The organism is Streptomyces albireticuli (assembly GCF_021228125.1).
Taxonomy (GTDB): domain Bacteria; phylum Actinomycetota; class Actinomycetes; order Streptomycetales; family Streptomycetaceae; genus Streptomyces; species Streptomyces albireticuli.
Genome location: NZ_JAJQQS010000018.1, coordinates 69027 through 94133, shown reverse-complemented (window position 1 = coordinate 94133; position 25107 = coordinate 69027). Strand labels below are relative to the sequence as shown.

23 protein-coding genes are annotated in these 25107 nt (G+C 72.8%); 11 read left to right on the top strand and 12 right to left on the bottom strand.

Going from position 1 to position 25107, the window contains the following annotated elements:
• The first annotated feature begins 188 nt into the window (after window positions 1-188).
• From LUZ64_RS28220 to LUZ64_RS28200, 5 genes are all read left to right on the top strand, one after another.
• A complete protein-coding gene (locus LUZ64_RS28220) occupies window positions 189-1118 on the top strand; it encodes an ABC transporter ATP-binding protein (protein ID WP_095583254.1) in 930 nt (309 codons plus the stop codon).
• Between the two features lie 55 nt (window positions 1119-1173).
• Window positions 1174-1977, top strand: a complete 804-nt coding sequence (locus LUZ64_RS28215) for an ABC transporter permease (RefSeq protein ID WP_095583253.1) — start codon at window positions 1174-1176, stop codon at window positions 1975-1977.
• Between the two features lie 151 nt (window positions 1978-2128).
• Window positions 2129-2671, top strand: coding sequence for a hypothetical protein (locus tag LUZ64_RS28210; protein ID WP_095583235.1), 543 nt, complete (start codon window positions 2129-2131; stop codon window positions 2669-2671).
• 20 nt (window positions 2672-2691) lie between these two features.
• On the top strand, window positions 2692-3885 hold the full coding sequence (locus tag LUZ64_RS28205) for a sensor histidine kinase (protein WP_372478747.1): 1194 nt from the start codon (window positions 2692-2694) through the stop codon (window positions 3883-3885).
• Window positions 3882-4547, top strand: coding sequence for a response regulator transcription factor (locus tag LUZ64_RS28200; RefSeq protein ID WP_095583233.1), 666 nt, complete (start codon window positions 3882-3884; stop codon window positions 4545-4547). The genes LUZ64_RS28205 and LUZ64_RS28200 overlap by 4 nt, the downstream gene beginning before the upstream one ends.
• Before the next feature lie 151 nt (window positions 4548-4698).
• On the opposite strand, the gene LUZ64_RS28195 is transcribed toward LUZ64_RS28200, so the two are convergent.
• The 3 genes from LUZ64_RS28195 to LUZ64_RS28185 form a co-directional block, all read right to left on the bottom strand.
• A complete protein-coding gene (locus LUZ64_RS28195; protein WP_095583232.1) occupies window positions 4699-5793 on the bottom strand; it encodes a hypothetical protein in 1095 nt (364 codons plus the stop codon).
• A 358-nt stretch (window positions 5794-6151) separates the two neighbouring features.
• A complete protein-coding gene (locus LUZ64_RS28190) occupies window positions 6152-7630 on the bottom strand; it encodes a hypothetical protein (RefSeq protein ID WP_143593369.1) in 1479 nt (492 codons plus the stop codon).
• A gap of 202 nt (window positions 7631-7832) precedes the next feature.
• Entirely contained in the window at window positions 7833-10076 is a 2244-nt protein-coding gene (locus LUZ64_RS28185) for a tetratricopeptide repeat protein (RefSeq protein WP_143593368.1), read from the bottom strand.
• A gap of 190 nt (window positions 10077-10266) precedes the next feature.
• Between LUZ64_RS28185 and LUZ64_RS28180 the strand changes: the two genes are divergently transcribed.
• The 3 genes from LUZ64_RS28180 to LUZ64_RS28170 all read left to right on the top strand — a co-directional run bounded on the left by LUZ64_RS28180 (window position 10267) and on the right by LUZ64_RS28170 (window position 12325).
• Window positions 10267-11307: a hypothetical protein gene (locus LUZ64_RS28180; RefSeq protein WP_143593367.1), complete on the top strand. Its 1041-nt coding sequence runs from the start codon at window positions 10267-10269 to the stop codon at window positions 11305-11307.
• An 82-nt stretch (window positions 11308-11389) separates the two neighbouring features.
• The gene (gene folB / locus LUZ64_RS28175; protein ID WP_095583228.1) at window positions 11390-11761 is read left to right on the top strand and encodes a dihydroneopterin aldolase; all 372 of its coding nucleotides are present in this window, start codon (window positions 11390-11392) and stop codon (window positions 11759-11761) included.
• A gap of 63 nt (window positions 11762-11824) precedes the next feature.
• Window positions 11825-12325, top strand: coding sequence for a hypothetical protein (locus tag LUZ64_RS28170; protein ID WP_143593366.1), 501 nt, complete (start codon window positions 11825-11827; stop codon window positions 12323-12325).
• Between the two features lie 121 nt (window positions 12326-12446).
• On the opposite strand, the gene LUZ64_RS28165 is transcribed toward LUZ64_RS28170, so the two are convergent.
• Entirely contained in the window at window positions 12447-13100 is a 654-nt protein-coding gene (locus LUZ64_RS28165; protein WP_095583226.1) for a CatB-related O-acetyltransferase, read from the bottom strand.
• A 99-nt stretch (window positions 13101-13199) separates the two neighbouring features.
• On the opposite strand from LUZ64_RS28165, the gene LUZ64_RS28160 reads away from it, so the two are divergent.
• A complete protein-coding gene (locus tag LUZ64_RS28160; RefSeq protein ID WP_095583225.1) occupies window positions 13200-13829 on the top strand; it encodes a TetR/AcrR family transcriptional regulator in 630 nt (209 codons plus the stop codon).
• A gap of 166 nt (window positions 13830-13995) precedes the next feature.
• Here the strand turns inward: LUZ64_RS28160 and LUZ64_RS28155 are convergent, their stop codons facing one another.
• Window positions 13996-14823 (bottom strand): class I SAM-dependent methyltransferase, encoded by an 828-nt coding sequence (locus tag LUZ64_RS28155; protein ID WP_095583224.1) that lies wholly within the window; start codon window positions 14821-14823, stop codon window positions 13996-13998.
• A 73-nt stretch (window positions 14824-14896) separates the two neighbouring features.
• Here LUZ64_RS28155 and LUZ64_RS28150 point away from each other — a divergent pair, with 73 nt between their 5' ends.
• Window positions 14897-15529, top strand: coding sequence for a TetR/AcrR family transcriptional regulator (locus tag LUZ64_RS28150; RefSeq protein ID WP_095583223.1), 633 nt, complete (start codon window positions 14897-14899; stop codon window positions 15527-15529).
• Here LUZ64_RS28150 and LUZ64_RS28145 read toward each other — a convergent pair.
• From LUZ64_RS28145 to LUZ64_RS28130, 4 genes are all read right to left on the bottom strand, one after another.
• Entirely contained in the window at window positions 15498-16382 is an 885-nt protein-coding gene (locus LUZ64_RS28145; RefSeq protein ID WP_095583222.1) for a DMT family transporter, read from the bottom strand. The genes LUZ64_RS28150 and LUZ64_RS28145 overlap by 32 nt on opposite strands.
• 125 nt (window positions 16383-16507) lie before the next feature.
• Window positions 16508-17335 carry a hypothetical protein gene (locus tag LUZ64_RS28140; RefSeq protein ID WP_143593365.1) on the bottom strand — a complete coding sequence of 276 codons (828 nt, stop codon included), beginning with the start codon at window positions 17333-17335 and terminating at the stop codon, window positions 16508-16510.
• A 140-nt stretch (window positions 17336-17475) separates the two neighbouring features.
• Complete coding sequence (locus tag LUZ64_RS28135; protein WP_095583220.1) at window positions 17476-19044, bottom strand: sensor histidine kinase; 1569 nt, start codon at window positions 19042-19044, stop codon at window positions 17476-17478.
• Window positions 19044-19757 carry a response regulator transcription factor gene (locus tag LUZ64_RS28130; RefSeq protein ID WP_232398909.1) on the bottom strand — a complete coding sequence of 238 codons (714 nt, stop codon included), beginning with the start codon at window positions 19755-19757 and terminating at the stop codon, window positions 19044-19046. Before LUZ64_RS28130 ends, LUZ64_RS28135 begins: the two co-directional genes overlap by 1 nt.
• Window positions 19758-19951: 194 nt before the next feature.
• Here LUZ64_RS28130 and LUZ64_RS28125 point away from each other — a divergent pair, with 194 nt between their 5' ends.
• The gene (locus tag LUZ64_RS28125) at window positions 19952-21220 is read left to right on the top strand and encodes a glycosyltransferase family 4 protein (RefSeq protein ID WP_095583219.1); all 1269 of its coding nucleotides are present in this window, start codon (window positions 19952-19954) and stop codon (window positions 21218-21220) included.
• A gap of 89 nt (window positions 21221-21309) precedes the next feature.
• Here LUZ64_RS28125 and LUZ64_RS28120 read toward each other — a convergent pair whose 3' ends face one another.
• The 3 genes from LUZ64_RS28120 to LUZ64_RS28110 all read right to left on the bottom strand — a co-directional run bounded on the left by LUZ64_RS28120 (window position 21310) and on the right by LUZ64_RS28110 (window position 25099).
• On the bottom strand, window positions 21310-22431 hold the full coding sequence (locus tag LUZ64_RS28120) for a substrate-binding domain-containing protein (protein ID WP_095583251.1): 1122 nt from the start codon (window positions 22429-22431) through the stop codon (window positions 21310-21312).
• Window positions 22432-22550: 119 nt separating this feature from the next.
• Window positions 22551-23588, bottom strand: coding sequence for an ABC transporter permease (locus tag LUZ64_RS28115; RefSeq protein WP_095583218.1), 1038 nt, complete (start codon window positions 23586-23588; stop codon window positions 22551-22553).
• A complete protein-coding gene (locus LUZ64_RS28110; RefSeq protein WP_095583217.1) occupies window positions 23585-25099 on the bottom strand; it encodes a sugar ABC transporter ATP-binding protein in 1515 nt (504 codons plus the stop codon). The genes LUZ64_RS28115 and LUZ64_RS28110 overlap by 4 nt, the downstream gene beginning before the upstream one ends.
• Between the last annotated feature and the right edge of the window lie 8 nt (window positions 25100-25107).

Below are 25107 nucleotides of genomic sequence, written 5' to 3'. Positions count from 1 at the left end.
CGGCCCGCGACGACCGGCCGTTCGTCGCTCCGGGATCCGACCGCTCGCCCTGCCGCGCGACGGGTCCGCCGCCGTGGAATGGGGGCATGGAAGCGACAGACACCCCCAGGTTCGGCACGGGCAACGGCCGACGGGGCGACGACGTACGGCCGGCGAGGTTCCTGGACGCCGACCGGCAGGCGACCGCCATGTCCAGCGCGGTCGTGGTCGAAGACCTGCACAAGGATTACGGCGCGGTGCGGGCCGTGGACGGGGTGAGCTTCACCGTCGAGCACGGGGAGATCTTCGCGCTGCTTGGTCGCAACGGCGCCGGCAAGACCACCACCATGGAGATCCTCGAGGGGTTCCGGACCCGGGACGGCGGACACGTCGACGTCCTCGGCCTCGACCCGGGAGACCGGTCCACGGCGCGTGCCCTGCGCGAGCGCATCGGGCTGGTGCCGCAGGACATCGCGGTCGAGCCCTACCTCACCGTCCGCGAGACCGTCGCCCGCAACGCGGGCTACTACCCGGCGCCGCGCGATGTCGACGAGGTGATCGGCCTGGTCGGCCTCGCCGGGCAGGAGACGAAGAAGGTCCGCACGCTCTCCGGCGGCCGGAAGCGGCGCCTGGACCTGGCACTGGGGATGATCGGGAACCCGAGCCTGCTGTTCCTCGACGAGCCGACGACCGGATTCGATCCGAACGCGCGCCGCGGCGCCTGGCAGCTCGTGAGGAACCTGCGCGCCGCGGGCACCACCATCCTGCTCACCACCCACTACATGGAAGAGGCGCAGGAACTGGCCGACCGGGTGGCCGTGATCTCCGCCGGACGCGTCGTCGCCGAGGGCACCCCCACGACCCTCGGGGGGCGCGACACCGCGCGGGCCCGGATCCGCTTCGCGCTGCCGCCCGGCAGTACGGTCGCCGACCTGCCGGTGGCCGCGGAGCCGGACGAGGACGGCCTGGTCACCATGGAGTCGGCGGAGCCGACCGGTGCCCTGCACCGGCTCACCGACTGGGCGCTCGGACGCGGCACCGTGCTCGACGGACTGACGGTCGACCGGCCGAGCCTGGAGGACGTCTATCTACGCCTGACCGCCCAGGACCAGGGTGCGCCTGAACACACACGAGCCTGACCGCCCAGGACCAGGGCGCGCCCGAACACACACGAGAAGGGACCGCATCGTGAGCATCGCCGCCGCTCCCCGCGCCGCGGGCCGACGAGCCTGGAGGCGCGGCCTCGCCCTGCTGTGGCATCAGATCCGCTACGAGCAGCTCACGTTCTGGCGCAGTCCGCAGAGCGCGTTCTTCACGTTCGTCTTCCCGGTCGTCGTCATCGCGATCTTCGGTGGGCTGTTCGGCGGTATCGGCGAGAGCGAGTTCTACTACGGCCGGTCCGCGCTGCAGTACTACGTTTCGACGATCGCCGCGGTATCCGTCCTGGGCTCCTGCTACAGCCAGTTGGCGATAGTGCTCGCGGCGCGACGCCAGAACGGGATCCTGAGACGGGTGCGGGCGACACCGCTGCCCGCGTCCGTGTACTTCGTGGGGCTCTTGGCGCACTGCGTCGTCGTGAGTGTCGTCGACGTCCTGCTGATCACCTTGGTCGGCCGCCTCTACGGCGTCTCGCTGCCCGCGTCCTCGCAGCTGCTCACGCTGGCCCTGACGCTCGTGCTCGGCGCCGCCGCCTTCTGCGCTCTCGGGGTCGCGGTGGCGTCGCTGATCCGCGACGCGGAAGCCGCGCCGTCGGTCGTGCAGTTCGTCCTGTTCCCCCTGGTGTTCGTCTCGGGCACCTATATGCCGATCCACTCCGGTCCGCTGAACGGCATCGCCGACGTGCTGCCGGTGAAACCGTTCAACGACGCCCTGCTCCGCGCGTTCACCACCGATCACACCGGCCTCCCCTGGCGGGACCTCGGGGTGCTGCTCCTGTGGGGTGCGGTCGGCGCGGTGGTGGCGGTCCGCCGGTTCCGCTGGGACCCGCGCGCGGAGTGAGCCGGTCTCTCCCGGGAGACCCGCCGGTCCGGTGAAGACCGGGGAGACCGCGACCGAGCAGCACCGCCGCTGGGTCCGCGCGGACCATCTCCACCCGTCGTTCCACCCATGGGTCCAGGCGCGGAAGGCGCCGGATCAGCAGGCTTGAGGCATGACAACGACCGACTGGATCACCGACATCGCCCTCGTCCTCGTCGTCTTCCGGCAGTTGCGGGAAGGCCGGCTCGACCTGAAGACCTTCCTCGTCCCGCTCGGCATCGTGGCCTTCGTGGCCCACACCTACCTCGACACCGTCCCCACGGCGGGCAACGACCTCGTGCTGATCGGCGCGCTGACGGCCGTGGGTGCCGCGCTCGGCGTCGCGGGTGGCGTCTACACCCGTATCCGCGTCGCCGGTGAGCACCTGCTGATCAAGGCGGGCGCGGTCTCCGCGGTCCTGTGGGTCGTCGGCATGGGCGCCCGCATGGGCTTCCAGGTGTGGGTCCGGAACGGCGGAGCCGACGACGTCGCCCGGTTCAGCGTCACGCACCACATCACCGGCGACCAGGCGTGGGTCGCGGCCTTCGTCCTGATGGCGCTCACCGAGGTCGTCACGCGGCTCGCCACGATCTTCGTCCGCGGCCGGATCGTCGCCCACCGGCAGTCCCCCTCCGCGGCGACGCTTCCCGCACCCGCCCTCGACCGTACGGCCTGACCGTGGGCTATGGTCGCGCCGTGCCCGAAGCCCGGAACGTCCCCGATCACGGGCCGGCCCCGCACCAGGGGGCCGGCCCCCGGCCGGTTCCCGGTCAGAACCCCTGGGTTCAGCGGGCCCTGACCGTCTTCGTCATCGTCGCGGCGTTCTGGACGGTCCGGCCGCTGGGTCCCAGCGGCCAGGGGGTGGCGGTGGCAGTCCTGCTCCTGGTCAACTCCGTCGCCCTGGCGGCACGGCACCTGCCGGAGAACCGGATTCCGCCGCGCCTCGCCCTGGCCTGGCCGACCCTGGGCGTCGTGGCGGCGGCGGCCCTGCTCGGCGTCAGCAGCACCGGGACCGGCTACCTCTTCACGTACTTCCTCGTCGGTCACATCGGGGTCCGCCTCGACCCCCGGCAGTCGCTCACCCTGGCAGCCCTGTGCGGTCTGCTGTGCGGCGGCGTCCTGTACTTCCACCTCGGTCCCGGCCACAACCCGTTGCCGTGGACACTGGGCCTGGCCACCGGTGCTCCCGTCCTGGTCGGCATTCTCAACCGCAGCCGTCGGCGGGCCTTCGACGCGGCCATCGCGGCGGCCGGGTCGGCGGAGCGGGCGGCGCGGGCCGAGGCCAGGACCGCCGTCCTGACCGAACGGAGCCGGATCGCCCGTGACGTCCACGACGTCCTGGCCCATTCCCTGGCGGGTATCAACATGCAGTTGGAGCTGGCGGACGCGCTGATCGACACCGGCGACCTGGACCGGGTCCGCGAGGCGAACCAGAAGGCGCACAGCATGGTCAAGGAGAGCCTGAAGCAGGCGCAGTGGACCGTGCACGCACTGCGCGAGGACGCGCTGCCGCTCGTCGAGACCCTCACCGCGATGCTGGACACCTCCGGCCACCGCGACGCGCTCACCGTCGCCGGGACCGTCCGCGAGGTCCCGTCCCGCGTGACCCAGAACCTGCTGCGGATCGCCCAGGAGTCGCTGACCAACGCGGCCCGGCACGCGCCCGGTGGCGCGGTACGCGCGGAGCTGACGTTCGGGCCCGCGTCGACGGCACTGAGGATCCGCAACGGTCCGGCTACCCGTACGGTGAGCACGGGCGCCGGCAGCGGGATGGGGCTGATCGGCATGCGTGAGCGGGTCGCCCTGCTGGAAGGGACGATCACCGCGGGCCCGGTCACCGAAGGACCGGACGCGGGCGGGTGGCAGGTGGAGGCAAGGATCCCGGGATGAGCGAATCCGCGCAGGACGTACGGCGGTTGAAGGTGGTCGTGGCCGACGACCAGGCGGCGGTGCGCGAGCCGCTGGCCGCGGTCCTCGGCCTGTCCGAGGGCATCGAGGTCGTCGCGGCGGCGGCCGACGGGACGGAGGTGCTGGCGGCGGTGGCGGCGGGGCCCGTGGACGTGGTCCTGATGGATCTGCGCATGCCCGTGATGGACGGCACCGAGGCGACCCGGCGGCTGTCGGAGGGGCACCCGGAGGTGGCGGTGGTCGTCCTGACCACCTTCGCGGACGACGACTCGATCCTGGCCGCGCTGAGCGCCGGGGCCCGGGGCTACCTGACCAAGAACGCGGGACGCCAGGACATCGTCCGCGCGATCCGCGCCGCCGCCGCGGGACAGGCCGTACTCGACCGTGAGGTGCAGGACCGGCTCCTCGCCACCGTCCGTACGAAGGCTCCGGCGCCCGTGCGGCCGCTGCCCGGGGACCTCACGCCCCGCGAACGCGAGGTGCTCACCCTGATCGGCCGGGGCCTGCCGAACCGGGCGATCGCCGAGAAGCTCTTCATCAGCGAGGCCACGGTCAAGACGCACATCAACAACCTGTTCGCCAAGGCGGACATCAAGGACCGCGCCGACGCCGTCCGCCGGGCCATCGCCTCGGGCCTCGCCTGAGCCCACGACGACCCGGCGGTCTACCTGACGGAGGTGGCCCCCGACGGTCGCCGGCTCCGCCGGGTCGAGCTGACCGAGGCCGGAACGGCCTGCCCGGCAATCCCCGCCGCGGCCGGCCCTCTGGCGCGAGCCCGGGACCGCCGCCTTCTCGCTAGGACCGCGTCGCTCTCTCGCACCCGTCCCCGGTGGACTCGCCCCGGCCGACCGGCGCGCTGCGGTCGTACGGATCGATCTCCGTGCCCGTCTCGTCCGCCCGGCGGTCCGTGCCGAAGGGCGGGGTGAAGTAGCCCGTAGGGGCGCCGCAGCCGCCGTTGGTCATGTCGTACTTGTACGAGACGATCGAGAACGTACCCGGCTCGGTGATCACCTTGCCGGGGTCGTCCCAGCTCAGGACCAGCTCGCGCCGGACGATCGTACGCACGATCTCGTCGCCGCTCGCGTCCGCGCTCGTGGCCGGGTAGACGAAGGTGACGTCGGCGGTCACCTGGAGCGCGCCGCGCTCGCCTTCCTTGTAGGTGAGCCGGCCCCGGGTCTTCACGACGTCGCCGACCAGGCGGGTGCGGGAGGGCTGGAAGCGGCTGAAGAGGAGCAGCGGGTCGCTTTTCTCGCTCGGGGTTCGGAAAGCGGTTGCCAGAAGTTCCTGGACGTCCTTCTGGTGCGGGTTGATCAGCGCGATCGCCTTGTCGGGGCGCTCGCCCCGCAGCACCCCGCTGTCCAGGCCGGCCGCGACGAGGAAGTCCCGGCTGCGGGCGAGGGCACGTTCGACCTCGGCCGCGCTCATCCAGCCGACCGCCTCGGCCTTCGGCACGGTGATCCCCGCCGCTCCGCTCGCCCAGCTCGCCGCCGGGGAGCCACGGAACGGCTCGTTCATGGTGGGGCGCCGGGCCGCCTCCGCCGGGGGTGCCTTGGTCGGGCGGGCGGTCTCGGCCGCCGACGGCGAGGAGTCGGCGCCCGCGAACAGGTCCACCACCCGCCCCGGCGCGAGCGCCACCACCAGCAGCGCCAGCGAGGCCAGCAGCCCGACCACGTACCAGCCCGTGCGCCGCTTGGGCCGCGCGGGCGGGTAGCCGCGCCAGACCTCCGGGTCACGGTCGGGCTCCGCGCGCGGCCGCTTCGCCGCCTCGCGGGCCCGCGCCGACGGCTCCTTGGGCGCGTCGGCGGCACCCGCCACCGACTCGCGCAGGAACCGCTCCCACTCCTCGTCGGACCTGGACGAGCCGCCGTCCGGCTCCGTACCCGCGCCCATCCCCAACCCCCTGGCAAATCAGCAGTCCACGGCCCACTCACCTGGGGCGCGCCCGCATAATGACACAGGGCACTGACAGCGAAGTCGGCCGGGTGGACGGTCTCTCGCCCGCTACCTCGTCGACACCGGCCTGTGTGCGCGGGGCACTCCTCGCCCTCGCCACCGGCGCCGGGATCCGCCGTGTCCGCGTCCCGGGACTCGTCCACGGTACGGCCGCGATGGGGTTCCCCGGCCGTCGGCGACGAGCGCGGACCGGTCACGGCCGGGGCCAGGGGGACGGCAAGTGAGCGAGCGCGGGTGACCGGGCGTCACGAAGGCCCGCCTCCCGGGCGAGTTCGGCCGACGGGGAGGCGCATGGTCAGGAGGTGTGCCCTCGCTGCCCGCCCGCGGCCAGAATGGACCGGCTGGTGGGCACCCGGGTGTAGAAGGCGTCGCGCGCGGCCGGGTCGGCGATCGTGCGTCCCTTGGCCAGCAGGACTGCCCGCGCCCGGTCCAGCCAGGGGCCGGCGTGCTCCTGCCCGCCCGCTGACAGGAGGATCTCGTAGCGGGTGAGGTACACCTCCTCGGAGCGCAGGGCCGGCATCTCGCCCGTTTCGGCGAGGCGTTCCACCGCTCGGTCGCTCAGTCCGAGCGCCGACCGAGGATCGCCGAGTCGCATGGCGCCGCGTGCCCCCAGCATCAGCGCGGCGATCTCGCTGCGCTGGAACCCGGTGCGGCGGCACTCCTCGACCGTCTCCGTGAACAGTTCGCAGGCGCGGGTGACGTCCCGGAGGGCATAGGCGGGGTGCATCAGCAGCTCGCCCAGGTAGTTCCGCAGCAGGGGCAGGAGGGAGACGTGGGGTGCGGCACGCAGCTGATCCCAGCCCGCGAGGAGCGGGGGCGCCGCCTGCTCGGGGCGGTCCCATTCGAGGTACAGCTTGCCGAGCAGCCCGAGGTTGTAGCCCTGGTGGGTGCTCGCGGTCGCCCGGGGCGCGAGTCGGCCGACCGCTTCGGTGAGGAGGGATTCGGCTTCCTCGAACCGTCCCGCCGCGGTCAGCAGCTGGCCGAGGAAGTTGGTCATCTTCGCGTACGGGCCGGGCGTGTTCCGGGGCGACAGCCGGCGCAGGGATTCCCGGAGCCGGCCCTCGGCGGCGTCGAAGGCGCCGCGGTCGAACGCGGCGACACCGATGTGGCCGGTCAGCCGGGCGAGCGTCATGGGAAGGAGCTCCGCCTGCTCGGGGTGCCGGAACGACCCCGGTGAGCGGGAGGCCAGCGTCTCGGCCCGTTCGAGCATGCCTACGCCGAGCTTCATGTCCCGGCCGACCGTGCAGTGCCCGAGATCGGTCAGCGCCTCCAGCTCGGTGAACGCGTCCCCTGCCTCACGGGCGAGTTCGACCGCCGCGGTGAGCGCGGTGAGCGCGGCGTCGAGGCTGTGGGTGACGACCAGGTGCTGGCCCGCCATGTGGCGGGCGGCCGCCCGCAGCGCCGGGTCGGCCGTGCGCGCGGCAGCCGCCTCGGCCTGTGCGACGAGCGTGTGCACCGGTACGGTCGGCCACGGCTCGACGCCGATGGTGCCCTCCCCGTCGCCGTCACGCCACCACAGCTCGGACGCGCAGAGCAGGACGCGCAGGGTGCGCACACGAAGGCTGTCGGCGGCGGTGTCGATGCCGGCGTCGCCGTGGGACGCCGGGCCGAGGGTGTCGAGGGATTCGAGGACGGCGATGCAGGCGCGTACGACCTCCTCGCCCGGCTCACGCCCGTAGCGTGCCGCGGCCGCCACCAAGGCCCGTTCGCAGTCCTGCAGGTCACGGTGGTGGCCGACGGGGCCGGGCGGCGGGCCAGAGGCAGCAGCGGTCATGCGCGTGCGCACCTTCCGAGTCGAAGCGGCGTGCGGTCGGCGGTACGGCCCGGTCCGGGTGCCGGGGAGTCGCGGGGCAGTGCCCCGGCTCCCCGGGCCGGGAGGAACACCTTGCCGCAGGGGATCCTTCCCACGGAAGCCGGTGGCGACCCGTGTTCCGGGCCGGACCGTGTCAACTGTGGTCAGCCGGTACTCCTGACCGTCAGTCGGTGCTTTCGGCCGTCAGCCGTTCCGCTTCCGCCAGCAACCAGGCCGGAGGGACGAAGTCCGCGTTTCCCCTGGACTTCTCGGCGGCGGCCCGCAGGTGCCGCGCGGCCTCGCCCGCCTCTCCCGCGAGCCTCGCCCGCGCGGCGAGGGCCAGCGCGTCGGCGACCTCGGTGCCCGTCGCGGCCGCGCGTTCGAAGCACGACTTCGAACGCTGGGCGGCCGTAAGGGCGTCGGCGTAGCGGCCGACCGTCCAATGGGCCCAGGCCAGGTTGTACAGGCAGATCCCCTCGGTGCGGGGCGACCCCACGGCGGCGCCGTCGGTGTTCGCCTGCAGGAACTCGGCCTCGGCCCGTGCCACGTCACCGAGCCCCAGGAAGGCGACTCCTTGGACGTTGTGGACGTACCCGAGCGCCTCCGTCACCCCCACCTCCTCGTAGAGGGCGATCGCCGCCCTGGCCATGTCCAGGGCGCGGTTCCAGTCGCCGGAGGCCAGGTGGGCGCAGGCCGCCGAGTCGTTCGCCTGGGCACGGCCCAGGTCGTCGGAACGCTCCAGCGCCCTGGTGCGCATCGTGTCGGCCACTTCCAGCGCTTCCCGGACCTCGCCCCGGTAGCTGTGGGTGAGGCTGAGGCTCATCAGCGCGCGCAGGAGACGCTCGGGGTCGCCGAGCCGGTCCTCGAGCTCGACGGCGCGCCGCAGCGGGCCGATGGCCTCGTCGAGCTGGTTGAGCTGGCGGTACGTGTCGCCCAGGGCGAACAGCGCCTGTGCCAGACGGTGCTGGTCGTTCAAGCGTTCGGCGAGGTCGGCGGCTTCTCCCAGGACCTGGGCGGCCTGGCGGTGCGGGCCGCCGACCAGCAGGGCCACGCCGAAGCCGACCAGATGGGCCAGCCTGGTCTCGTCGTCGCGCAGCCGCCCGGACAGTTGCTGGTGCATGTCCTTCGTCGCGCCCACGGAGCCGCGCCAGGTGAGGAAGTAGTCGATCTCGTCGAGGACCGCCGCGGCCGGTTCGTGGTCCTCGGCGCGTATCCGGTGGGCGAACTCGTAGCGGTGCAGCTGTACGTCCTCCACCGACCGCCACCGGTCGCGGGACGGCTTCTGACGGGCGTACCAGTCGGCCACCCGCCGGTTGAGCGAGCGGTAGCCGAGCAGGCCGTCGCGCGGCAGCTCCCCGTAGATGAAGTCGGCGTCCATGGGGTGCAGCGCGAACATGCGACGGGCACGGTCGACCGTGACCATGCGGCCGTGCGAGGCGAGGCGGGCCAGCGCCGCCGGAACGTCGACGTCCGGCGCCAGGGGCCCGAGCACCCACGAGACGGCGTCGCGCGAGGCCGGGCGGCCGAACGCGGCGAGCACCTCCAGGACCAGCCGGCTCTCCGCGTCCAGCCGCTGGAAGCGGTCCTGGGCGAGGTAGGCGATGACGTCCCCGCGCTCGACGAACGTGTCGAGCACCTCGTCGAGCGTGGGCAGCGTGAGATAGTCCTCGCTCAGCGCACCGGCGATCAACTCCAGGGCCCGCGGGACCCCGTGGACACGGCGCACGGCGCGCTCCAGGTCCTGCTGGGAGGCGCGGACGATGTCCGTCTCCCCGTCCGCGTCGAGCTCGCACAGCAGCTCGACCGCATCGGGTACGGGCAGTCCCTGGTCGAGGTAGAGGCGGGCCTGGTAGCGGCGCAGCTCCGGGGGAAGGGCGAGGGGCACTTGGGTGGTCATCAGGATCCTGGCCCCGTGCCGCGTTCTGAAGAAGGCCTCGAAGAAATCGGAGAGCTCCTGGTCGTACAGCTCTCCCCGGTCGTCGAGCCGGTCCTCGAAGTTGTCCAGCAGGATCAGATAGGGCCCGCCGGAGAGGGCGGCGAACAACTGTGCCACCTTGTCGGGCGTGCCCCGCTGGCTGGTCCACACCTCCAGCAGATCCTCCAGCGCGTCCGGCCCGGGCAGCCTGGCACAGTCATGGAAGATCCGCTCCAGGGAGATCCCGGACGTCCGGCTGCTGACGTTGACGATGCCCGCCCACGCCCGCCCCTCCGCCCCCGCGCCGCTCGCCAACTGCTCGGCCACCTTGGCGGCCAGCGCGCTCTTGCCGATGCCGCGCCGCCCGATGATGGCCACCAGACGGGCCCGCGGGTCGCCGAGACGGGCCATGACCTCGGCCCGTTCGTGCGTGCGGTCCTTGAACGTCTCCAGACCGTAGGCGACCGGCATGCCGATGATCCGGCATCCGGGATCCGTAGTGCATCCCAGCACGATTCCCCCTAAGAATTCGCGGGCCACCGCTCGGCTCCGGCCGGAAGGCCGGCGTGCTCCCCGGACTTCGACCAGGACGGGCTACGCTCCGCGCCCGAACCCTTACCCTGAACTATCGCAGGTGGGCCAACAGTTGGTACGCATATTGGTACGCATGACGGAGCACCTTTGCGTACGGGGGAGGCGGACGGTGACCGATCGCGGAAGACTGCCCGGGCGGCCGTCCTGGAGGGGCCGCCTGCGGCCGCCCAAGGACATCGCCGTGCTCATCATCGCCACACTGGCCGGCCTCGCACTGGTGGTGTGGGGATGGCTGATGCAGGGCGAGGAGTACACACCGGGACTGCTGCTGCAGTTCGGCAGCTCACTGGTCCTCATCGTGCCCCTCATCGTCCTCGGCCGGGTCTTCGAACGCCGGATGCAGAGAACACAGGACGCCCTTTCCAGCGACCTGGCGGACATCCAGGCCCAGATGCGCGCGACGCGCGCCCGGCTCGACACCCTCGGCGAGACCAGCCGGGACGGCCTCCTCGACCGCCACCGGCGGCGGGAACTGCTGCTCCGCGAAGCCGAGCGGGCACCCACAGCGGAGCGCCTGGCCTCCCTGCTCCACGAGGCCGCCGGCCTGCAGGCCGTGGACGACGGCGGCGTGCGCACGCGACTGCCGGGCTCCGACCTGTGGTTGCGCCTGGACCTGCGCCGCACCTCCGCCGCGCCGAACCCACCGAACCAGGCGCAACCCGGCCGGACCAGCGCCGACGAGACCCTCCACCTGACGCTGGAGGACCGGGGCGGTGCGGCGGTCTCCGAGACAGCATGGGCGCGGGACGAGCGGGCGTCCGCCGCGGCCCGCCGGCTCACGGTCCGGCGGGCGAGTGCGGTACCCGGCACGGTCTCCTCCGGGACGGCGGCGGCCGCCCTGCGCGACATCGACGGGCTGCTGCGCCCCCTGGTCGCGACGCTCCGCACGGCGATCGCCGCCCGCACGGGACAGGAACAACAGGACCTCGGCCGGCTCATCGAGCTGCCGAACGAGCAGTGGGCCATAAGCGCCGACGGGCTGTGGTGCCGGCAACGCTACTTCCACATACGGACGGAGCAACTCCTCGACGCCCGCCAGGATTGGCGCCGCTACGCCCTGGCCAAGCCCTGGGTCGACCGTGAACACTTCCTCGACGCCTACCGAACGGCTCACGCGCTGCTCTCCGGATCGGTCTCCGCTTCGCGGTGAACGGCGGTGAACACCACCTTCCTTGTCTCCGGGGCAGGCTCCTGACCGGCCCCGGCAGGGACGCGCAGAAAGGCACCCTCCTATGGACGCTTCCACGGACACCGTCTTCATCCGCGGCCTGGAGATCCCGACCCTCATCGGCGTCGTCGAGTGGGAACGGCAGGTCGAGCAGATCGTGGTGATCAACCTCGAACTCGCCACGGACATCACGCCGGCCGCCGCCCGCGACGACCTCCGCGAGGCGCTGGACTACAGCGTCGTCCTGCGACGCGTGAAGGAGTTCGTCGGCGCGAGCACGTTCCAGCTCGTCGAGACCCTCGCCGAGCGGACCGCGCAGATGGTCCTCGACGAGTTCTCCGTACGCCGGCTGCGGCTGGAGCTCGTCAAACCCCGGCCGAACAGCGGTGGGCATACGGTCGGCGTCATCATCGAGCGCGGTGCTCCCGCGGAGTAGGGCAAGTCGGTCTCGTATCCCCGGGTTGGCCAGTGGACATACCGCCTGGGTCATACTTTCTCCGTGTCTACAGCCACGGAGATCCCAGCGCCCGTTCCTCGTCCGAAGCGCCGCAAGGCGTTATGGCTCATCGCCTTGGCCGCGACCGCGGCCTTGGGTGGTGTGACGTATGCCTTCACCGGGGGTGAGGACGCCGCTGCCGAAGGTTTTCGAGAACGTCCGGTGGCCTGCTCGGAGAGCATGTACGCCATGGGCTGGGTGCTTCCCGACCATGCGAGTGACCAGCGGTGCACCGACCTCAGCGGCGGCCTCGCGGGCCACACCCGGTCGGGCACCTTCCGCATGCCGCGCGCCGATGCCCGCCCCTGGCTCGCCTCGCTCCCGGGAGAGCGGAGCAAGCCGGACGGGGCGGGATCCGAAAGCAGCGTGGTGGAACGGAAGGAAGGGCTCGCCCTGGACGTTCTCAGGCCGCCGGGCAGCCTCCAGGCGGACGAGGTGAAGGTGGACGTCCGCTGGGAAAACGAGGACACCGCAGTCGTCACCTTCGAGACGTCCGACTATTAGGGATCCCGGACGGCGCCGGCCGGGGGACGCCGACCATCGCGAGATGGGCGCGGCGACGGGGCGTGGGCGATCACTCGCTTCCGGTGCGGGCGGGTACGGGCGGCGTGCCGAGGCCGCGCTGTCAGGGCAGGTCGATCCGCGCGGCCGCCTCCTCCAGGTCGGCGACGGTTCCTGACATGATCGTCCGTACGTGCCTGGTGATGTGCCGCACCGGCCAGTCCCACCACGCCACGGCGAGGAGCCGGGCGATGTCCTCGGCGTCGTAGCGGGTGCGGATGAGCCGGGCGGGGTTGCCGCCGACGATGCCGTAGTCGGGGACGTCGCCCGTGACCACGGCGCCGGTGGCGATGATCGCGCCGTGACCGATGCGCACACCGGGCATGACCGTGACGCCGTGGCCGAACCACACGTCGTTGCCGACGACCGTGTCGCCCCGGCCGGGCAGGCCTGTGATCAGGTCGAAGTGCTCCGCCCAGGAGCCCCCCATGGTGGGGAACGGGAAGGTGGAAGGGCCGTCCATGCGGTGGTTGGCGCCGTTCATGATGAACCGGGTGCCCGTGCCCAGCGCGCAGTACTTGCCGATGACGAGCCGCTCGGGGCCGTAGTGGTACAGGACGTTGCGCGTTTCGAACGCGGTCGAGTCGTCCGGATCGTCGTAGTAGGAGAAGTCACCGACCTCGATCAGCGGCGACTTCACCAACGGTTTGAGCAGGACCACGCGCGGGTGCTCGGGCATCGGGTGGAGAACGGTGGGGTCAGCGGGAACGGGCGGCATGGCGGAGGCGGTTCCTCTCCGGTGGACCTAGGGCGACAGCTGTCGCGTTAAGATGCTGGCACAGTCCCGCCGCCCTGATCAACCGGATAACGATTGCCGATGACAGACCCACTGGACACGACGCCGGACCGCCGTCCGGGCGGTCGTACCGCCCGCGTCCGCGCACAGGTTCTCGACGCGGTGCGCGCCGAACTCGCCGAACACGGCCACGAAGGACTCACGATGGAGGGCGTCGCGACGCGGGCCGGCGTGCACCGGGCCACGGTCTACCGGCGGTGGCGCGATGTCGGTGGCCTGCTCGTCGACGTCATCGCCGCCGCCGGCGAGATCGACTGGCAGCCGCCGGACACCGGCTCGCTGCGCGGCGATCTCACGGCCCTCAACCAGGAGATCCAGGAATCCCTGGTCCTGCGGCCGTCGTTCGCCGTCGCCCTGATGGCCGCCTCGTTCCACTCCGAACCGGCCGCGCGGGCCCAGACGCAGCTGTGGACCGACCGGTACGCCCAGTGCGAGATCCTCGTCGAGCGTGCCGTCCAGCGCGGTGAACTCCCCGCAACGCGCACGGACGCCAGGAGCCTGCTGATCGCCGCCACGGCACCGCTCTACCACCAGCTCGTGCTCCTGCGCACCGATCCGGACCCGCGACTCCCGGAACGGGCCGCGGAGACGGCGGTCCTGGCGGCTTCGGCGGGTGCCTTCTCCGTCCGTGGGCAGGAAGCGTGTGAATAGCGGGGGCCCTTGAGGGCCCGGCTCCATGAACAAGGCCTGGCCGCGGTCGGCTTCGGCTGCGCCGCCCGACCGTGGCCCCCCGCGCGGCCCGGCCACCGTCGGCGTCGATGGAGGGTAGGTCACGCAGGGGCGGCGGTCAGGAGTGGTGGACCCCCCTGGAAGCGGGTCAGGTGGTACCGGTTCGCGTGGCGGTGACCGCCACGGTGGCGTAGCGCATGGTGAAGCCGCCTCCCGCGGCGTCGATGGCGGTGCCGACGCCCGCCAGCACCTCCTCCAGCTCGGCTCGCGGAAGCCGGGTGAAGGCGCCCTGGCTGGGCAGCTGGTCCAGCCACTCGTCCCGCGTGTACGGCTGTTCCCAGTCGAATCGCCACGGCTCGGGGGTGGTGAAGGCGCCGGCCTCCCGTATCCCGTCGGCTGCCTTGGTGCCCAGCGCGGTGTACGCCTCCGCGGCCGGCACCGCCCCCTGGCGGGCGGCGAGCGAGTCGGGTATCACCCGGCGGTAGACCTCGGCGAAGGCTTCCGCCAGTTCGGGCGGGGGCTGCCCCGCGTTCCAGAACAGGGCCAGCAGGCCGCGGGGGCGCAGTGCCCGGGCCGCCTTGGCGGCTCCGGCGACCGGGTCCACCCAGTGCCAGGTCTGCCCGGCGACGACGGCGTCGAACTTCCGGCCGGCCGGGTCCCACGCTTCGAACGGCGCCACCTCGACTTCGAGTCCGCGCTGTCGCGCCAGGGCGGCCATCCGGGCGTCGACGTCGACGCCCAGCACCCGGCAGCCGACCGCCGCGAACTGCCGGGCCACGATGCCGGTGCCGCAGCCGACGTCGAGGACGTCCGGGCCGGGGCAGGCGGCGACGATCCGGTCCACCAGGCCTTGGGGGTACCGGGGCCGGGCACGGTCGTAGCGCTCGGCGTCCGATCCGAACGACTCGGCCAACTGCCGGTGTTGATGGGGTGCGTGTCCGGAGGAAGGGGTGCGCTCCGGCGGTAAGGTGGGCATGTGCCCACTATGAGTGGGCACATGCCCACTCGTCAATCGAGGCGGGTCGATCAGGAGGAGAAGGAGCCGTGCTGTGCCCACGGGAGTAGCCATCCGCGACGTGCGCGACCAACTCTTCGACGCGGCCGAGCGCGTCCTGCTCCGGGACGGCCCGAGCGCACTGACCAGCAGGGCGGTCACCACGGAGGCGGGCTGCGCCAAAGGCGTCCTGCACCGGCACTTCGCCGACTTCGACGCCTTCCTCACCGAGCTCGTGCTGGACCGCGCCGCCCGGATCGACGACCGGGCCGCCGCCCTGCGCGACTCCGCCGGAACCGGCACCGTTGCCGACAACCTGACCCGGGCGCTGACGGACCTGTTCGCGTCGGTGGCGGTGGCGATCGTCAGCCTCGTCACCTCGCGGGACGAACTGCGCTCCCGGCTGCGCGAGGCCAGGCCCACCGGCGTCCCGATCCTGACCGACGCCGCGACCGCGATCGCCTCCTACCTCACCGCCGAACGTGAACTCGGCCGCGTCACCGCGGATGCCGACGTGGACACGCTCGCTCCCATCCTGGTCGGGGCCGTGCACATGCTGTTCGCCGACCGGCAGGGCGCCCCGCCGGATGCCGGAGCCGTTCACAGGGTCGTGACCGCGATCGAGTCACCGGTGCGGGGGTCACGGCCTACCGGCTTCACGCGTCCGTCCGCCCCGCCGGTCCGCTGAGTTCGTGTGCCAGGGGTGACCGGCTGAGCAGGACGAGGCCGGTGAGGATCAGCGCCACCCCCGCCAGCTCGGGCGCGGCCCACCAGCCGCCGCGGATCCGCTCCCCGTACAGGGCGATTCCCAGCGCCACGCTCGTACCGGCGTCGCCCAGGGTCAGGGCGGGCTGGGAGAAGACCAGGGACCCGGACTGCAACGCGTTCTGCAGGAGGAAGAGCGCGGCGACGCCCGCGACGGCGAAGCCGTACGTCTGCCAGGCGGAGAAGAAGCCGCCCGCCCCCGCCGCCTCCCACCGCAGGACGGAGGTCTTGAGGAGAGCCGCCGTCAGCGCGTAGCAGATCGCGGCGGCCAGCGCGAGGCAGGCGGCCCGGACGGGGCCGGGGGCCCGCACCGCCGCGACGGCGACGAGGACGACGACCGCGGACAGGCAGCAGCCCAGGACCAGCGGCCAGCGGTCCGTCGGCACCGTCGGGTGCCCGGCGCTCGGGGCGGCCGCCCACAGCGCGATGCCCAGCCCCGCCGTGATGCACGCCGCCGCCCGCCACACCCCGGCGGGCGGGCGCCGGTCGAGGATCACCCCGGCGAGCAGCAGCGCCGCCGGGAGCTCCAGGACGAACACCGGCTGCACCACCGACAGTGGCCCGTACCCCAGTGCCAGCGCCTGGAAGCAGGCCGCGGCGGGGACCGCCGCGATGCCCGCCAGCCAGACCCGCTGCCTCGCCAGCCGGGCGATCAGGCTCCACCGCAGGCCGTCCGCCGCGGGCACCCGGCCGGCCGCCTTGCGCTGCAGCACCGTCGCCAGCGCGTTGCTCGCGGTGGTGAGCAACGCGAAGAGCAGAGCCGCTGCCGTGTCCACGGACCGCCTCCCGGTGCCGGATCCCCGCCCGCGGCGGGGTCCGCGGACACCGACCATCCTGGGGCCGGCCCGGGAATCCCACATTCTGGAGGACGTTCCGGAGGCAGCGGCTCATGGCGACGCGTTCACGACGACGTACAGATCGCCTCCGCGGTCACCTTCTGGGCCGTGCCCGTCGTGTTCTCGGCGGTGATCTGCCATCCGGTGCCGCCGGGGAGTGCGCGAGAGGCGCCGATGAACGCCTGGCCGCTCGGGAAGGAACCGCCACCGCTGGCCACTTGGCCGGGGTCGCAATTGGCGGTCGCGATCGCCTCGTTGCCGGGCTGGACGGTGATCTGGCCGCCGAGCCGGGGCTCATGGGCGACCGCCGAGCACAGGGCGATCGCGTTGAAGTTCTGCGTCGCGTTCGAGTTGTTGAACACCACGGCGTGGTACGACTGGGTCGAGGCGGTGAACCGCAGACCGACGACGTCGAAGCCGGTCGCCTCCCACCCTCCGCCGGTGGGCACCTGGCTGCCGGGGCAGCGGAGGAAGCTGCTGACGCTCTGCTGGTGGGCGGACACCGTGATGAAGTCGCCGGACACGCGCGTGTGGGACTGGGCGGTGCAGACGACGAAGGCCGCGCCTCGTCGCTCCGCGCCCGATTTGTTGCTGAACTTGACTTCCCATGCGTTGCCGCGGGGCGAGGAGCCGGTCATGAAGAGCCCCTTGCCGGACCTGATGCCGCCGCCTCCGCTCGGTTCACGGCCGGCCGGGCAGGGCGCGAGGGCCGTCCCGACCCCGCCCGCCCCGATGACCACCTCGGGGCCTTGACTACCGGTGTGATCCATGGGGGCCGCGACTCTGGGCCCGGAGGCCGGCGCGCCGCGCGCCCAGCCGGGGGCGTCCGTCATTCCCGCGGCGAGGGCCAGGGCGGCGACCGCCGCCATCACAGACATCCTGATCCACTTCACTGCGTCCTCCCCGATGCTGTTACTCCCGTAAGGCGTGCATGCCCGATACGCCCGAAAGCACCCGGAGATTCGCCCGTCCGGGCTAAGGGATTCAAGAGCGGGCCGGGCCGGGCCGCCCGGGCCGGTCGCGGCGAGGGCGCTCACGGGATCGCGTCCGGTGGGCCCGGGAGGGTCAGAGTGAAGGTCGTGCCGGGACGGGGGTGGTCGGAGTGGGCGGTGAGGGTTCCGTGGTGGCGCTCGGCGATGTCTCGGGCGATGGCGAGGCCGAGGCCGCTGCCGCCTGTGTCGCGGGCGCGGGCTTCGTCGAGGCGGGTGAACCGTTCGAAGACGCGCTCGCATTCGTCCGGGGTCAGGGGCGTGCCGTCGTTGTGGATGCTGACGGTGTGTGTTCGACCGTCGGTGGTGATGTCCAGGACGACGGCGGTGTGCGCGTGCCGTACGGCGTTGTCGAGGAGGTTGCGCAGCAGCCGGTGGAGCTGTGCGCCGTCGCCGCGGACGGGGGCCTGGTCGGGTCTGCCGCGCAGGGAGACGGGGTGACCGCGGTGCTGGTACTCGTAGACGAGCTCCGCGGCGAGGCCGGCCAGGTCGATCAGCGACTGGGCGGCGGGGTGGTCGGGGCGGGCCAGCAGGAGCAGGTCTTCGGTGAGGGTGTGGACGCGTCGTGTGGCGGTGAGGGCGTCGTGGAGTGTCCGGTGGGGGTCGATGGTGTCGGGGTGGGCGAGAGCGGTTTCGAGTTCGTAGCGCAGGGCGGCGACGGGGGAGCGCAGTTCGTGTGAGGCGTCCGCGACGAATCGGCGTTGGCGTTCTACGGCGGTCTCCAGCCGGTCCAGGGTGGTGTTGGTGGTCTGTGCCAGGCGGCGGACGGGGTCGCGGGCGTCGGGGACGGGGACCCGGCGGTCGAGGCTGGTGTCGGTGATCTCGGCGACCTCCTGCCGGATGGCCTCGACCGGACGCAGGGAGCGGCGTGCGGCGGTCCATGCGAGAGCGGCGACCAGCAGCGCGGCCAGGGGGACACCTGTGATGAGCGGGGTGCGCAAGGGAGCGGTGGCCTGCTTGGCGTCGTCGGGGGGTACGAAGACGTAGAGGGTCGAGCGGCACGATCCGTCGGCTTCGGTGGGCAGGCGGCATGTGTTCGCGGGGGCGTGCACGGAGGTGGCGAAGACGGTCATGGTGCGGTGGGCGAGGGTGTGGGCCTGCCGGTGGGCGATGAGGGCTTTCTGCTGGGCGGAGGTGTTACTGCTGGGGGGTGGCTTCAGCGTCCCGTCGGGACGGTGGAAGCGGTCGCGCTCGTGTTCGTCGACCGCGCCGACGTGGACCGTCTCCCGTTGCGGGCTGCCGGTCGTCCGGCGGGGAGGCTGGGCCGGGGGCGGGGGGAGCAGTGCTGTCAGACCGGTGAGGTACTGGGTGCCGCCGGCCGCGGCGGTGGTGCGGCCCGTCCGGTCGAGTTCGATGAGGGGCCAGCCGCGCAGGGGGTCGCTGAGGATTTCTTCGCCGGCGGCCGCCTGCGCGGCGAGTTGGACGGACAGTTCGAATGCCCGGTTCTCCGTCGTCCGGTAGGCGTCCGCGCGGACGTGCTGGAACAGCCACCACGCCCCGCCGCCGAACAGCACGAGGGAGGTGATTCCCGCCACGAGTGCGATGCGCACCTGTCCGGGCAGGGCACGGAGCAGGGCCGGTGCGCGGTGCGGGGAAGGGCGCCGGGCGGTCATTACGGCTGTTCGCGGGGCGTGAGGCGGTAGCCGTATCCGCGGATGGTTTCGATGCTGCGGGTGGCGAAGGGCGCGTCGATCTTCTTGCGCAGTGCGGAGATATAGACCTCCACGATGGCGGTGCCTCCGGTGTACGCCGGGTCCCAGACTTCGTCGAGGATCGCTTCTTTCGACACCGGGCAGTCCGGTGCGTGCAGCAGACAGGTGAGGATCGCGAACTCTTTCGGTGTCAGGGCGAACTCGACGGCGCCCCGGCCCGCGCGGCGGGAGGCCAGGTCGGCCCACAGGTCGCCGACGCGCAGCACGGGCCGACCGGACGTGGCGGTGGTGCCCCGGCGCAGCAGGGCCCGCAGCCGTGCGAGCAGGACCACTGAGGAGAACGGCTTGGCCAGGTAGTCGTCGGCTCCGGTGTCCAGGCCCTCCGCCTCGTCGTACTCGCCGTCCTTCGCGGTCAGCATCAGCACGGGCGTATTGAGGCCCGCGGCGCGCAGAGCGGAGCAGATCCGGTAGCCGTTGAGGCCGGGCAGCATGATGTCCAGCACGATGAGCGCGTGGCCGCCGGTCAGTGCGCGTTCCAGTCCGGTGGTGCCGTCACGGACGAGTTCGACGCGGTAGCCCTCCGCGGTCAATCCTCGGCGCAGGGCGGGCCCGAGCTGCGGATCGTCCTCGACGACCAGGATGCCTTCCACGTAGTCGAGCCTTTCATGCCGCACGCCCTTTTTCCTGAAGGTGATCTTTAGGTTCTTCAGGTGGTCTTTGGGCTGGTTCCGGCATGGTGTGTCTCCGCCGCACGCAGAACGCCTCGCGCCGGCCCGGGCGCGCACGCGAGCGGCCCCCGGCCGGTCCGTATCCCGGCGCTGTCCACCACCCGTGACCCGTCCCACCAGCTAGCCGGAGATGCAGACACATGCGTATTTCCTTCCTGCTCCACAACGCCTACACCTTTGGCGGCACGATCAGATCGACGTTCAACCTCGCCGCCGCGCTGGCGGCCCACCACGACGTGGAGATCATCTCGGTCCTCCGCTACCGCGAGACGCCGGCCATGGGCGCACCACCACATGTGCGGTTGACGCCTCTGGTGGATCTGCGCCGCAACGCGGCGCACTACGACGGCGACGATCCCCGCCACGCGCAGCCCGCCCGTGTCTTTCCCCGCGCGGACGGCCGTCACAGGCAGTACAGCCGCCTCACGGATGAACGCATCGGCCGCTGTCTCTCCCGCCTGGAGGCGGACGTGATCGTCGGCACCAGACCGGGACTGAACGTGCACATCGCCCGGCAGGCCCACCCCGCCGCCGTCAGAGTGGGTCAGGAACACCTCACCCTCTCCGGCCACGGATTGCGCATGCGCCATGAGATACGCCATCGCTACCCCTTGTTGGACGCGCTCACCACCGTGACCGAAGCCGACGCGCGGGCCTACCGGCAACTCGGCCTGCCTGACGTGCGGGTGCGGGCGATCGCGAACAGCGTCCCCGCCATGACCGCGAGGCCGGCCGAGCACACCGGAAAAGTCGTCGTAGCCGCAGGACGGCTCATCCCGGTGAAACGCTACGACCTCCTCATCAGGGCCTTCGCCGATGTCGTCGCCTCCCACCCGGACTGGCAGCTGCGAATCTTCGGCAAAGGCGACACCACAGGCAACGAGAAGAACAGCCTGACCGCCCTGATCGACAACCTTGGGTTGAACGGCCACGTCTTCCTCAACGACCACGTCGGCGCCCTGGAGGACGAGCTGGCGAAAGCGTCCATCGCCGTCTCCGCCTCCGACCGGGAGTCCTTCGGCATGACCATCGTCGAGGCCATGCGCTGCGGCCTGCCCGTCGTCGCGACCGACTGCCCCAACGGGCCGCGCGAGATCATCACCCACGGCGTCGACGGACTCCTGGTCCGCCCTGGCGACACACAGGGCCTCGCCGCCGCGCTGTGCGGCCTCATCCGCGACGACACCCTGCGCCGGCGCATGGGGGAAGCAGCTCGGCACAACTCGGCCCGCTACGCCCCGGACCACATCGCCGAGCAGCACCTCGACCTCTACCAGGACCTGCTCCGACGCGGCCCCGGCCGGCGCTCGCTCGGTCCCCTGCGGGAAACCGCCCACCGGACACGTACCGCCGCCATCGACACCGCGCACACCCTGCGATCCACTGCGCGCCGTGCGATGAGAAGGTGACGCCCGCTGCCACCGGGTGGCGGCCACGCCGCACTCGGGGCCATGGACGCCTTCCGTGAGCCGGGCAGCGACAGGTCGTACGCGGCTGATCACTTGCCCCAGATGCTCCGGTAGGCCGCGCGGTAGCCCGGTGGGTCCCAGGAGGTGGCGCCGGCGCTGTTGGCGGACGTGGCGATGTGGACGGGGGCTACGTAACCGCTCGCGGGGGCGCCGGAGAAGGCGCGGTTGAACTCGTCGACGATCTGCCAGCCCTGTTCGATGAGGGCCTCGGGGACGGTGGCCGTCTGAAACTGCCCGCTGTCGATGCGCTGGAACGCGGAGGGGTCGCCGTCGCCCGCGCCGATGTTGTACGGGGGGCCCGCGCCCTCTCGGCGGGCGGCGCGCAGGGCCGGGGCGGCGTCCGCGAAGTAGACGTCGTTGATGGCGACGGAGTGGGTCCACTCGTCACCGAGGCGGGCGAGGAGCCCGGAGACCTCCTGGGGCGTCCTGCCGCTCGTGTCCGAGATCGGGATGTTCTCCTCCGCGAGCAGTCGCACACCGGAGCAGGTCGCGAGCTCCTTCTTGATCAGTTCGGACTTGTTCCTGGCGAACGGGATCGAGGCGTCGGTGAACAGGACGGCACCGGCGCGGCCCCGGGAGTGCGCGATGATCCAGTCCGCGCTGATCCGGGCGACGTCCCCGACCCGGGTGGTGATGTTGGTGAAGAGCGGGGGTTCCTCGCTCGGGCCGGGGGAGTCGAGCGCGTGCCAGCCGACGAGCGGGACGCGGTCCGCGTGGGCCCTCGCCACCTGCTGGGACGTCAGGCGGGGGTCGAAGCCGCCGATGACGATTCCCGACGGCCGGAGGGCGACGGCCTGGCCGAAGGCGGCCTGGATCCCGGCGGGGGTGCCCTGGCCGTCGATCACCCGGACGTGCCAGCCGATCGCTTTCACGGCCTCCCGTACGCCCCTGACGGTGCCCGCGACGCCGGGGTTGGTCATGGTCTGCGCGACGTAGACGAGGCTCTTGCCGGGCACCGCCCGGGGCCCGTCGGTGGGGCCGTTCCACACCGTGTCGGTCCGCTCGGCCCGGCGGACGGCGGCCTCCGCCCCGGCCAGCGCCGCGGGGCAGCCGGCCGGCCCGGTGGCGGAGGGCGCGGCGCCGCCGGCCGACGAACCGCGCTCGCAGCCGGTGAGACCCGCCAGCGCGGCCAGGGCGACGGCGGCTCCCAGGGCGGCGGCCCGCCGTCGTGGGCCGGTGGTCGTGAGGTGGCTCCGGGCGGGTTCGGGGGTGTCCGGGCCGGTGGTCGTGAGGTGGCTCCGGGCGGGTTCGGGGGCGTCCGGGCCGGTGGTCACGAGGTGGCTCCCGGCGGTTCCCGGGGCGTCCGGGCCGGTTCCGTACGTCTTCGGCGCAGCTGTCGGCGGGCGGCGTAGCCGGCCAGGCCGACGGCGACGAGCAGGGTGCCGCCGTTGAACAGCGGCGTGACCCAGAAGGCGGCGCCGAGCTGGCCGATGCCCGCGAGGCCGACGGCGAGGACGGTGACGGCCACGAGGGTGCCCAGGGCGTTGGCGCGGCCGGGCCGGACGGCGGTGGAGCCGAGCAGCGCCCCGACGAAGGCGGGCAGCAGGTAGTCCATGCCGACGCTGGGGTTGCCGATCTGCTGCTGCGAGGCGAGCAGGACCCCGGCGACGCCGACGACCAGGCCCGATCCGACGAAGGCGTGGACGACGTGCCGGCGCGAGCGGATGCCCACCAGGTCGGCGGCGCGGCGGTTGGAGCCGATGACGTACAGATACCGGCCCAGCGGAAGCCGTTCCAGGACCACCCACAGCACGGCGGTGAGGGCGAGGACGTAGAAGGCGGAGACCGGCAGGCCGAGGAACCGGGAGTCGTAGAGGGCGGTGAAGCCGTCGGGCAGGCCGTGCGGGCCGGGGACGATGCGGGCCCCGTCCGTGAGCCACCCGGTGAAGGCGTACATGACGCTGCCGGTGCCGAGGGTGGCGATGAAGGAGTCGATCCTCGCGAACTCGACGACGACGCCGTTGAGGGCGCCGACGAACGCGCCGCCGAGGACCACCACCAGGCAGGCGACCGGCCAGGGCCAGCCTTCGGTGACGACCAGCCGCATCGTCATGACGTGCGCGAGGCCGAGGCCGTAGCCGAGAGACAGGTCGAACTTCCCGGCGGCGACGGGGACGGTCGCGCCGAGCGCCAGAAGGGCGGGGACCGACTGGTTGGACAGGACGGCGGAGATGTTGTCCAGGGTGGGGAAGGTGTCCGGCAGGGCGAGGGAGAAGGCCAGGAACAGCAGGGCGGTGAGGGCCAGGAGGCCGTAGGCGCCGACGAGATGGCCGAGCCGGTGGGCCGTCGGGCGGTGCGCGGGGGTCACCGCCCCGGTGTCCCGGTGAGGGCGTCGATGTCCGAGGCGGCGTGGGTCAGGGTGCCGACGGTGAGGGCCGTGCCGCTCAGCTCCGCCGTCACGTCGCCGCGTACGAACACCAGGGCCCGGTGGCACACGTCGGCGACCTCCTCGAAGTCGGTGGAGACGAGCAGCACGGCGAGCCCGCCGGCCAGCGCCTCCTGGAGCAGGCGGTGGATCGCGGCCTTGGCGCCGACGTCCACTCCGGCGGTCGGCTCCTCCAGGACCAGCAGGCGCCGGGGCAGCCCGAGCCACCGGCCGACCATGACCCTCTGCTGGTTCCCCCCGGACAGGGTGGCGATCGGCGCCTCGCTGTCCCGGGGGCGCACCGAGAACCGTTCGATCAGGGCGGCGGCCCGGGCGCGCTCGCGTCCGGGGCCGAGCCAGCGGGTGCCCGGCGGGCCACCGGCCCGGGGGTTGGCCAGGAAGTTCTCCCGCACGGTCAGCTCCGGCGCGCAGCCCTCCTCCTGACGGTCGCCGGTGACGAAGCCGACGCCCGCGGCGACGGCGGCCGCGACCGTGTCCGGCCGGTACGGGCGGCCGTCGAGCAGTGCCCGCCCGCCGAGGAGCGGCCGGGCGCCGGCGAGCGCGCGGCCCAGCTCCATGTGCCCGGCGCCGGTGAGGCCCACCAGGCCGAGGACCTCCCCGGCGCGCAGCCGCAGGGCGACCGGGCCCGTGTTCCCGGTCCGTACGCCGTCGAGGGCCAGGACGGCGGGCCCCGGGGCGGTGGCGGCGAGCCGGTGGGGGGCCGGTTCGTGGCCCACGACGGCGCGCACCAGCCGGGCGGGGCCGTAGCCGGCGAGCGGGCCGTGGGCGACGAGGCGGCCGTCGCGCAGGACGGCGAAGGTGTCGGCGACCTTGTGCACCTCGTCGAGGCGGTGGGTGACGAAGACGACGGCGTGGCCGCGGTCGCGCAGGGCGCGCAGGACACCGAAGAGCCGGTCGCAGTCCGCCGCCGGGAGGCTGGCCGTGGGCTCGTCGAGGACGATGAGCTCGGCCCGGGTGCACAGCGCGCGGGCGAGGGCCACCAGGGAGCGCTCGGCCCGGGCGAGGTCGGCGACGACGGCGTCGGGGTCGAGGTGGGCGGCGACGATGCCCAGCGCCTCGGCGCACCGCCCGCGGGTCCGCCGCCAGGAGACCAGGCCCGCGCGGCGCGGGTAGCCGGTGCCCAGCGCGACGTTCTCGGCGACCGTCATCCACCCGACGAGTCCCAGGTCCTGGTGGATGAAGGACATGGCGCGGGAGGCCGCCTCGGTGCCGAGCGGGTGCCCGGCGACCGTCACCTCGCCCTCGTCCGCGTGGTGGACGCCCGCGAGCACCTTGATGAGGGTGGACTTCCCCGCGCCGTTGGGGCCGAGCAGGGCCAGGACGCGGCCGGAGTCGATGTCGAGGTCGACGGAGTCCAGCGCGAGGGTGCCGCCGAACCGCTTGCCGAGGCCGCGGATGCGGACGAGAGGCTGTGGGGAGCGCACGTTCGTCATGCTACGAC

What these genes read in the sequence shown, in the direction of transcription:
- LUZ64_RS28220 (WP_095583254.1), top strand. Translation starts at nt 189, where the DNA reads ATGTCCAGCGCGGTCGTGGTCGAAGACCTGCACAAGGATTACGGCGCG.
- LUZ64_RS28210 (WP_095583235.1), top strand. Translation starts at nt 2,129, where the DNA reads ATGACAACGACCGACTGGATCACCGACATCGCCCTCGTCCTCGTCGTC.
- LUZ64_RS28200 (WP_095583233.1), top strand. Translation starts at nt 3,882, where the DNA reads ATGAGCGAATCCGCGCAGGACGTACGGCGGTTGAAGGTGGTCGTGGCC.
- LUZ64_RS28195 (WP_095583232.1), bottom strand. Translation starts at nt 5,793, where the DNA reads ATGGGCGCGGGTACGGAGCCGGACGGCGGCTCGTCCAGGTCCGACGAG.
- LUZ64_RS28190 (WP_143593369.1), bottom strand. Translation starts at nt 7,630, where the DNA reads ATGACCGCTGCTGCCTCTGGCCCGCCGCCCGGCCCCGTCGGCCACCAC.
- folB (WP_095583228.1), top strand. Translation starts at nt 11,390, where the DNA reads ATGGACGCTTCCACGGACACCGTCTTCATCCGCGGCCTGGAGATCCCG.
- LUZ64_RS28165 (WP_095583226.1), bottom strand. Translation starts at nt 13,100, where the DNA reads ATGCCGCCCGTTCCCGCTGACCCCACCGTTCTCCACCCGATGCCCGAG.
- LUZ64_RS28160 (WP_095583225.1), top strand. Translation starts at nt 13,200, where the DNA reads ATGACAGACCCACTGGACACGACGCCGGACCGCCGTCCGGGCGGTCGT.
- LUZ64_RS28155 (WP_095583224.1), bottom strand. Translation starts at nt 14,823, where the DNA reads ATGCCCACCTTACCGCCGGAGCGCACCCCTTCCTCCGGACACGCACCC.
- LUZ64_RS28135 (WP_095583220.1), bottom strand. Translation starts at nt 19,044, where the DNA reads ATGACCGCCCGGCGCCCTTCCCCGCACCGCGCACCGGCCCTGCTCCGT.
- LUZ64_RS28125 (WP_095583219.1), top strand. Translation starts at nt 19,952, where the DNA reads ATGCGTATTTCCTTCCTGCTCCACAACGCCTACACCTTTGGCGGCACG.
- LUZ64_RS28110 (WP_095583217.1), bottom strand. Translation starts at nt 25,099, where the DNA reads ATGACGAACGTGCGCTCCCCACAGCCTCTCGTCCGCATCCGCGGCCTC.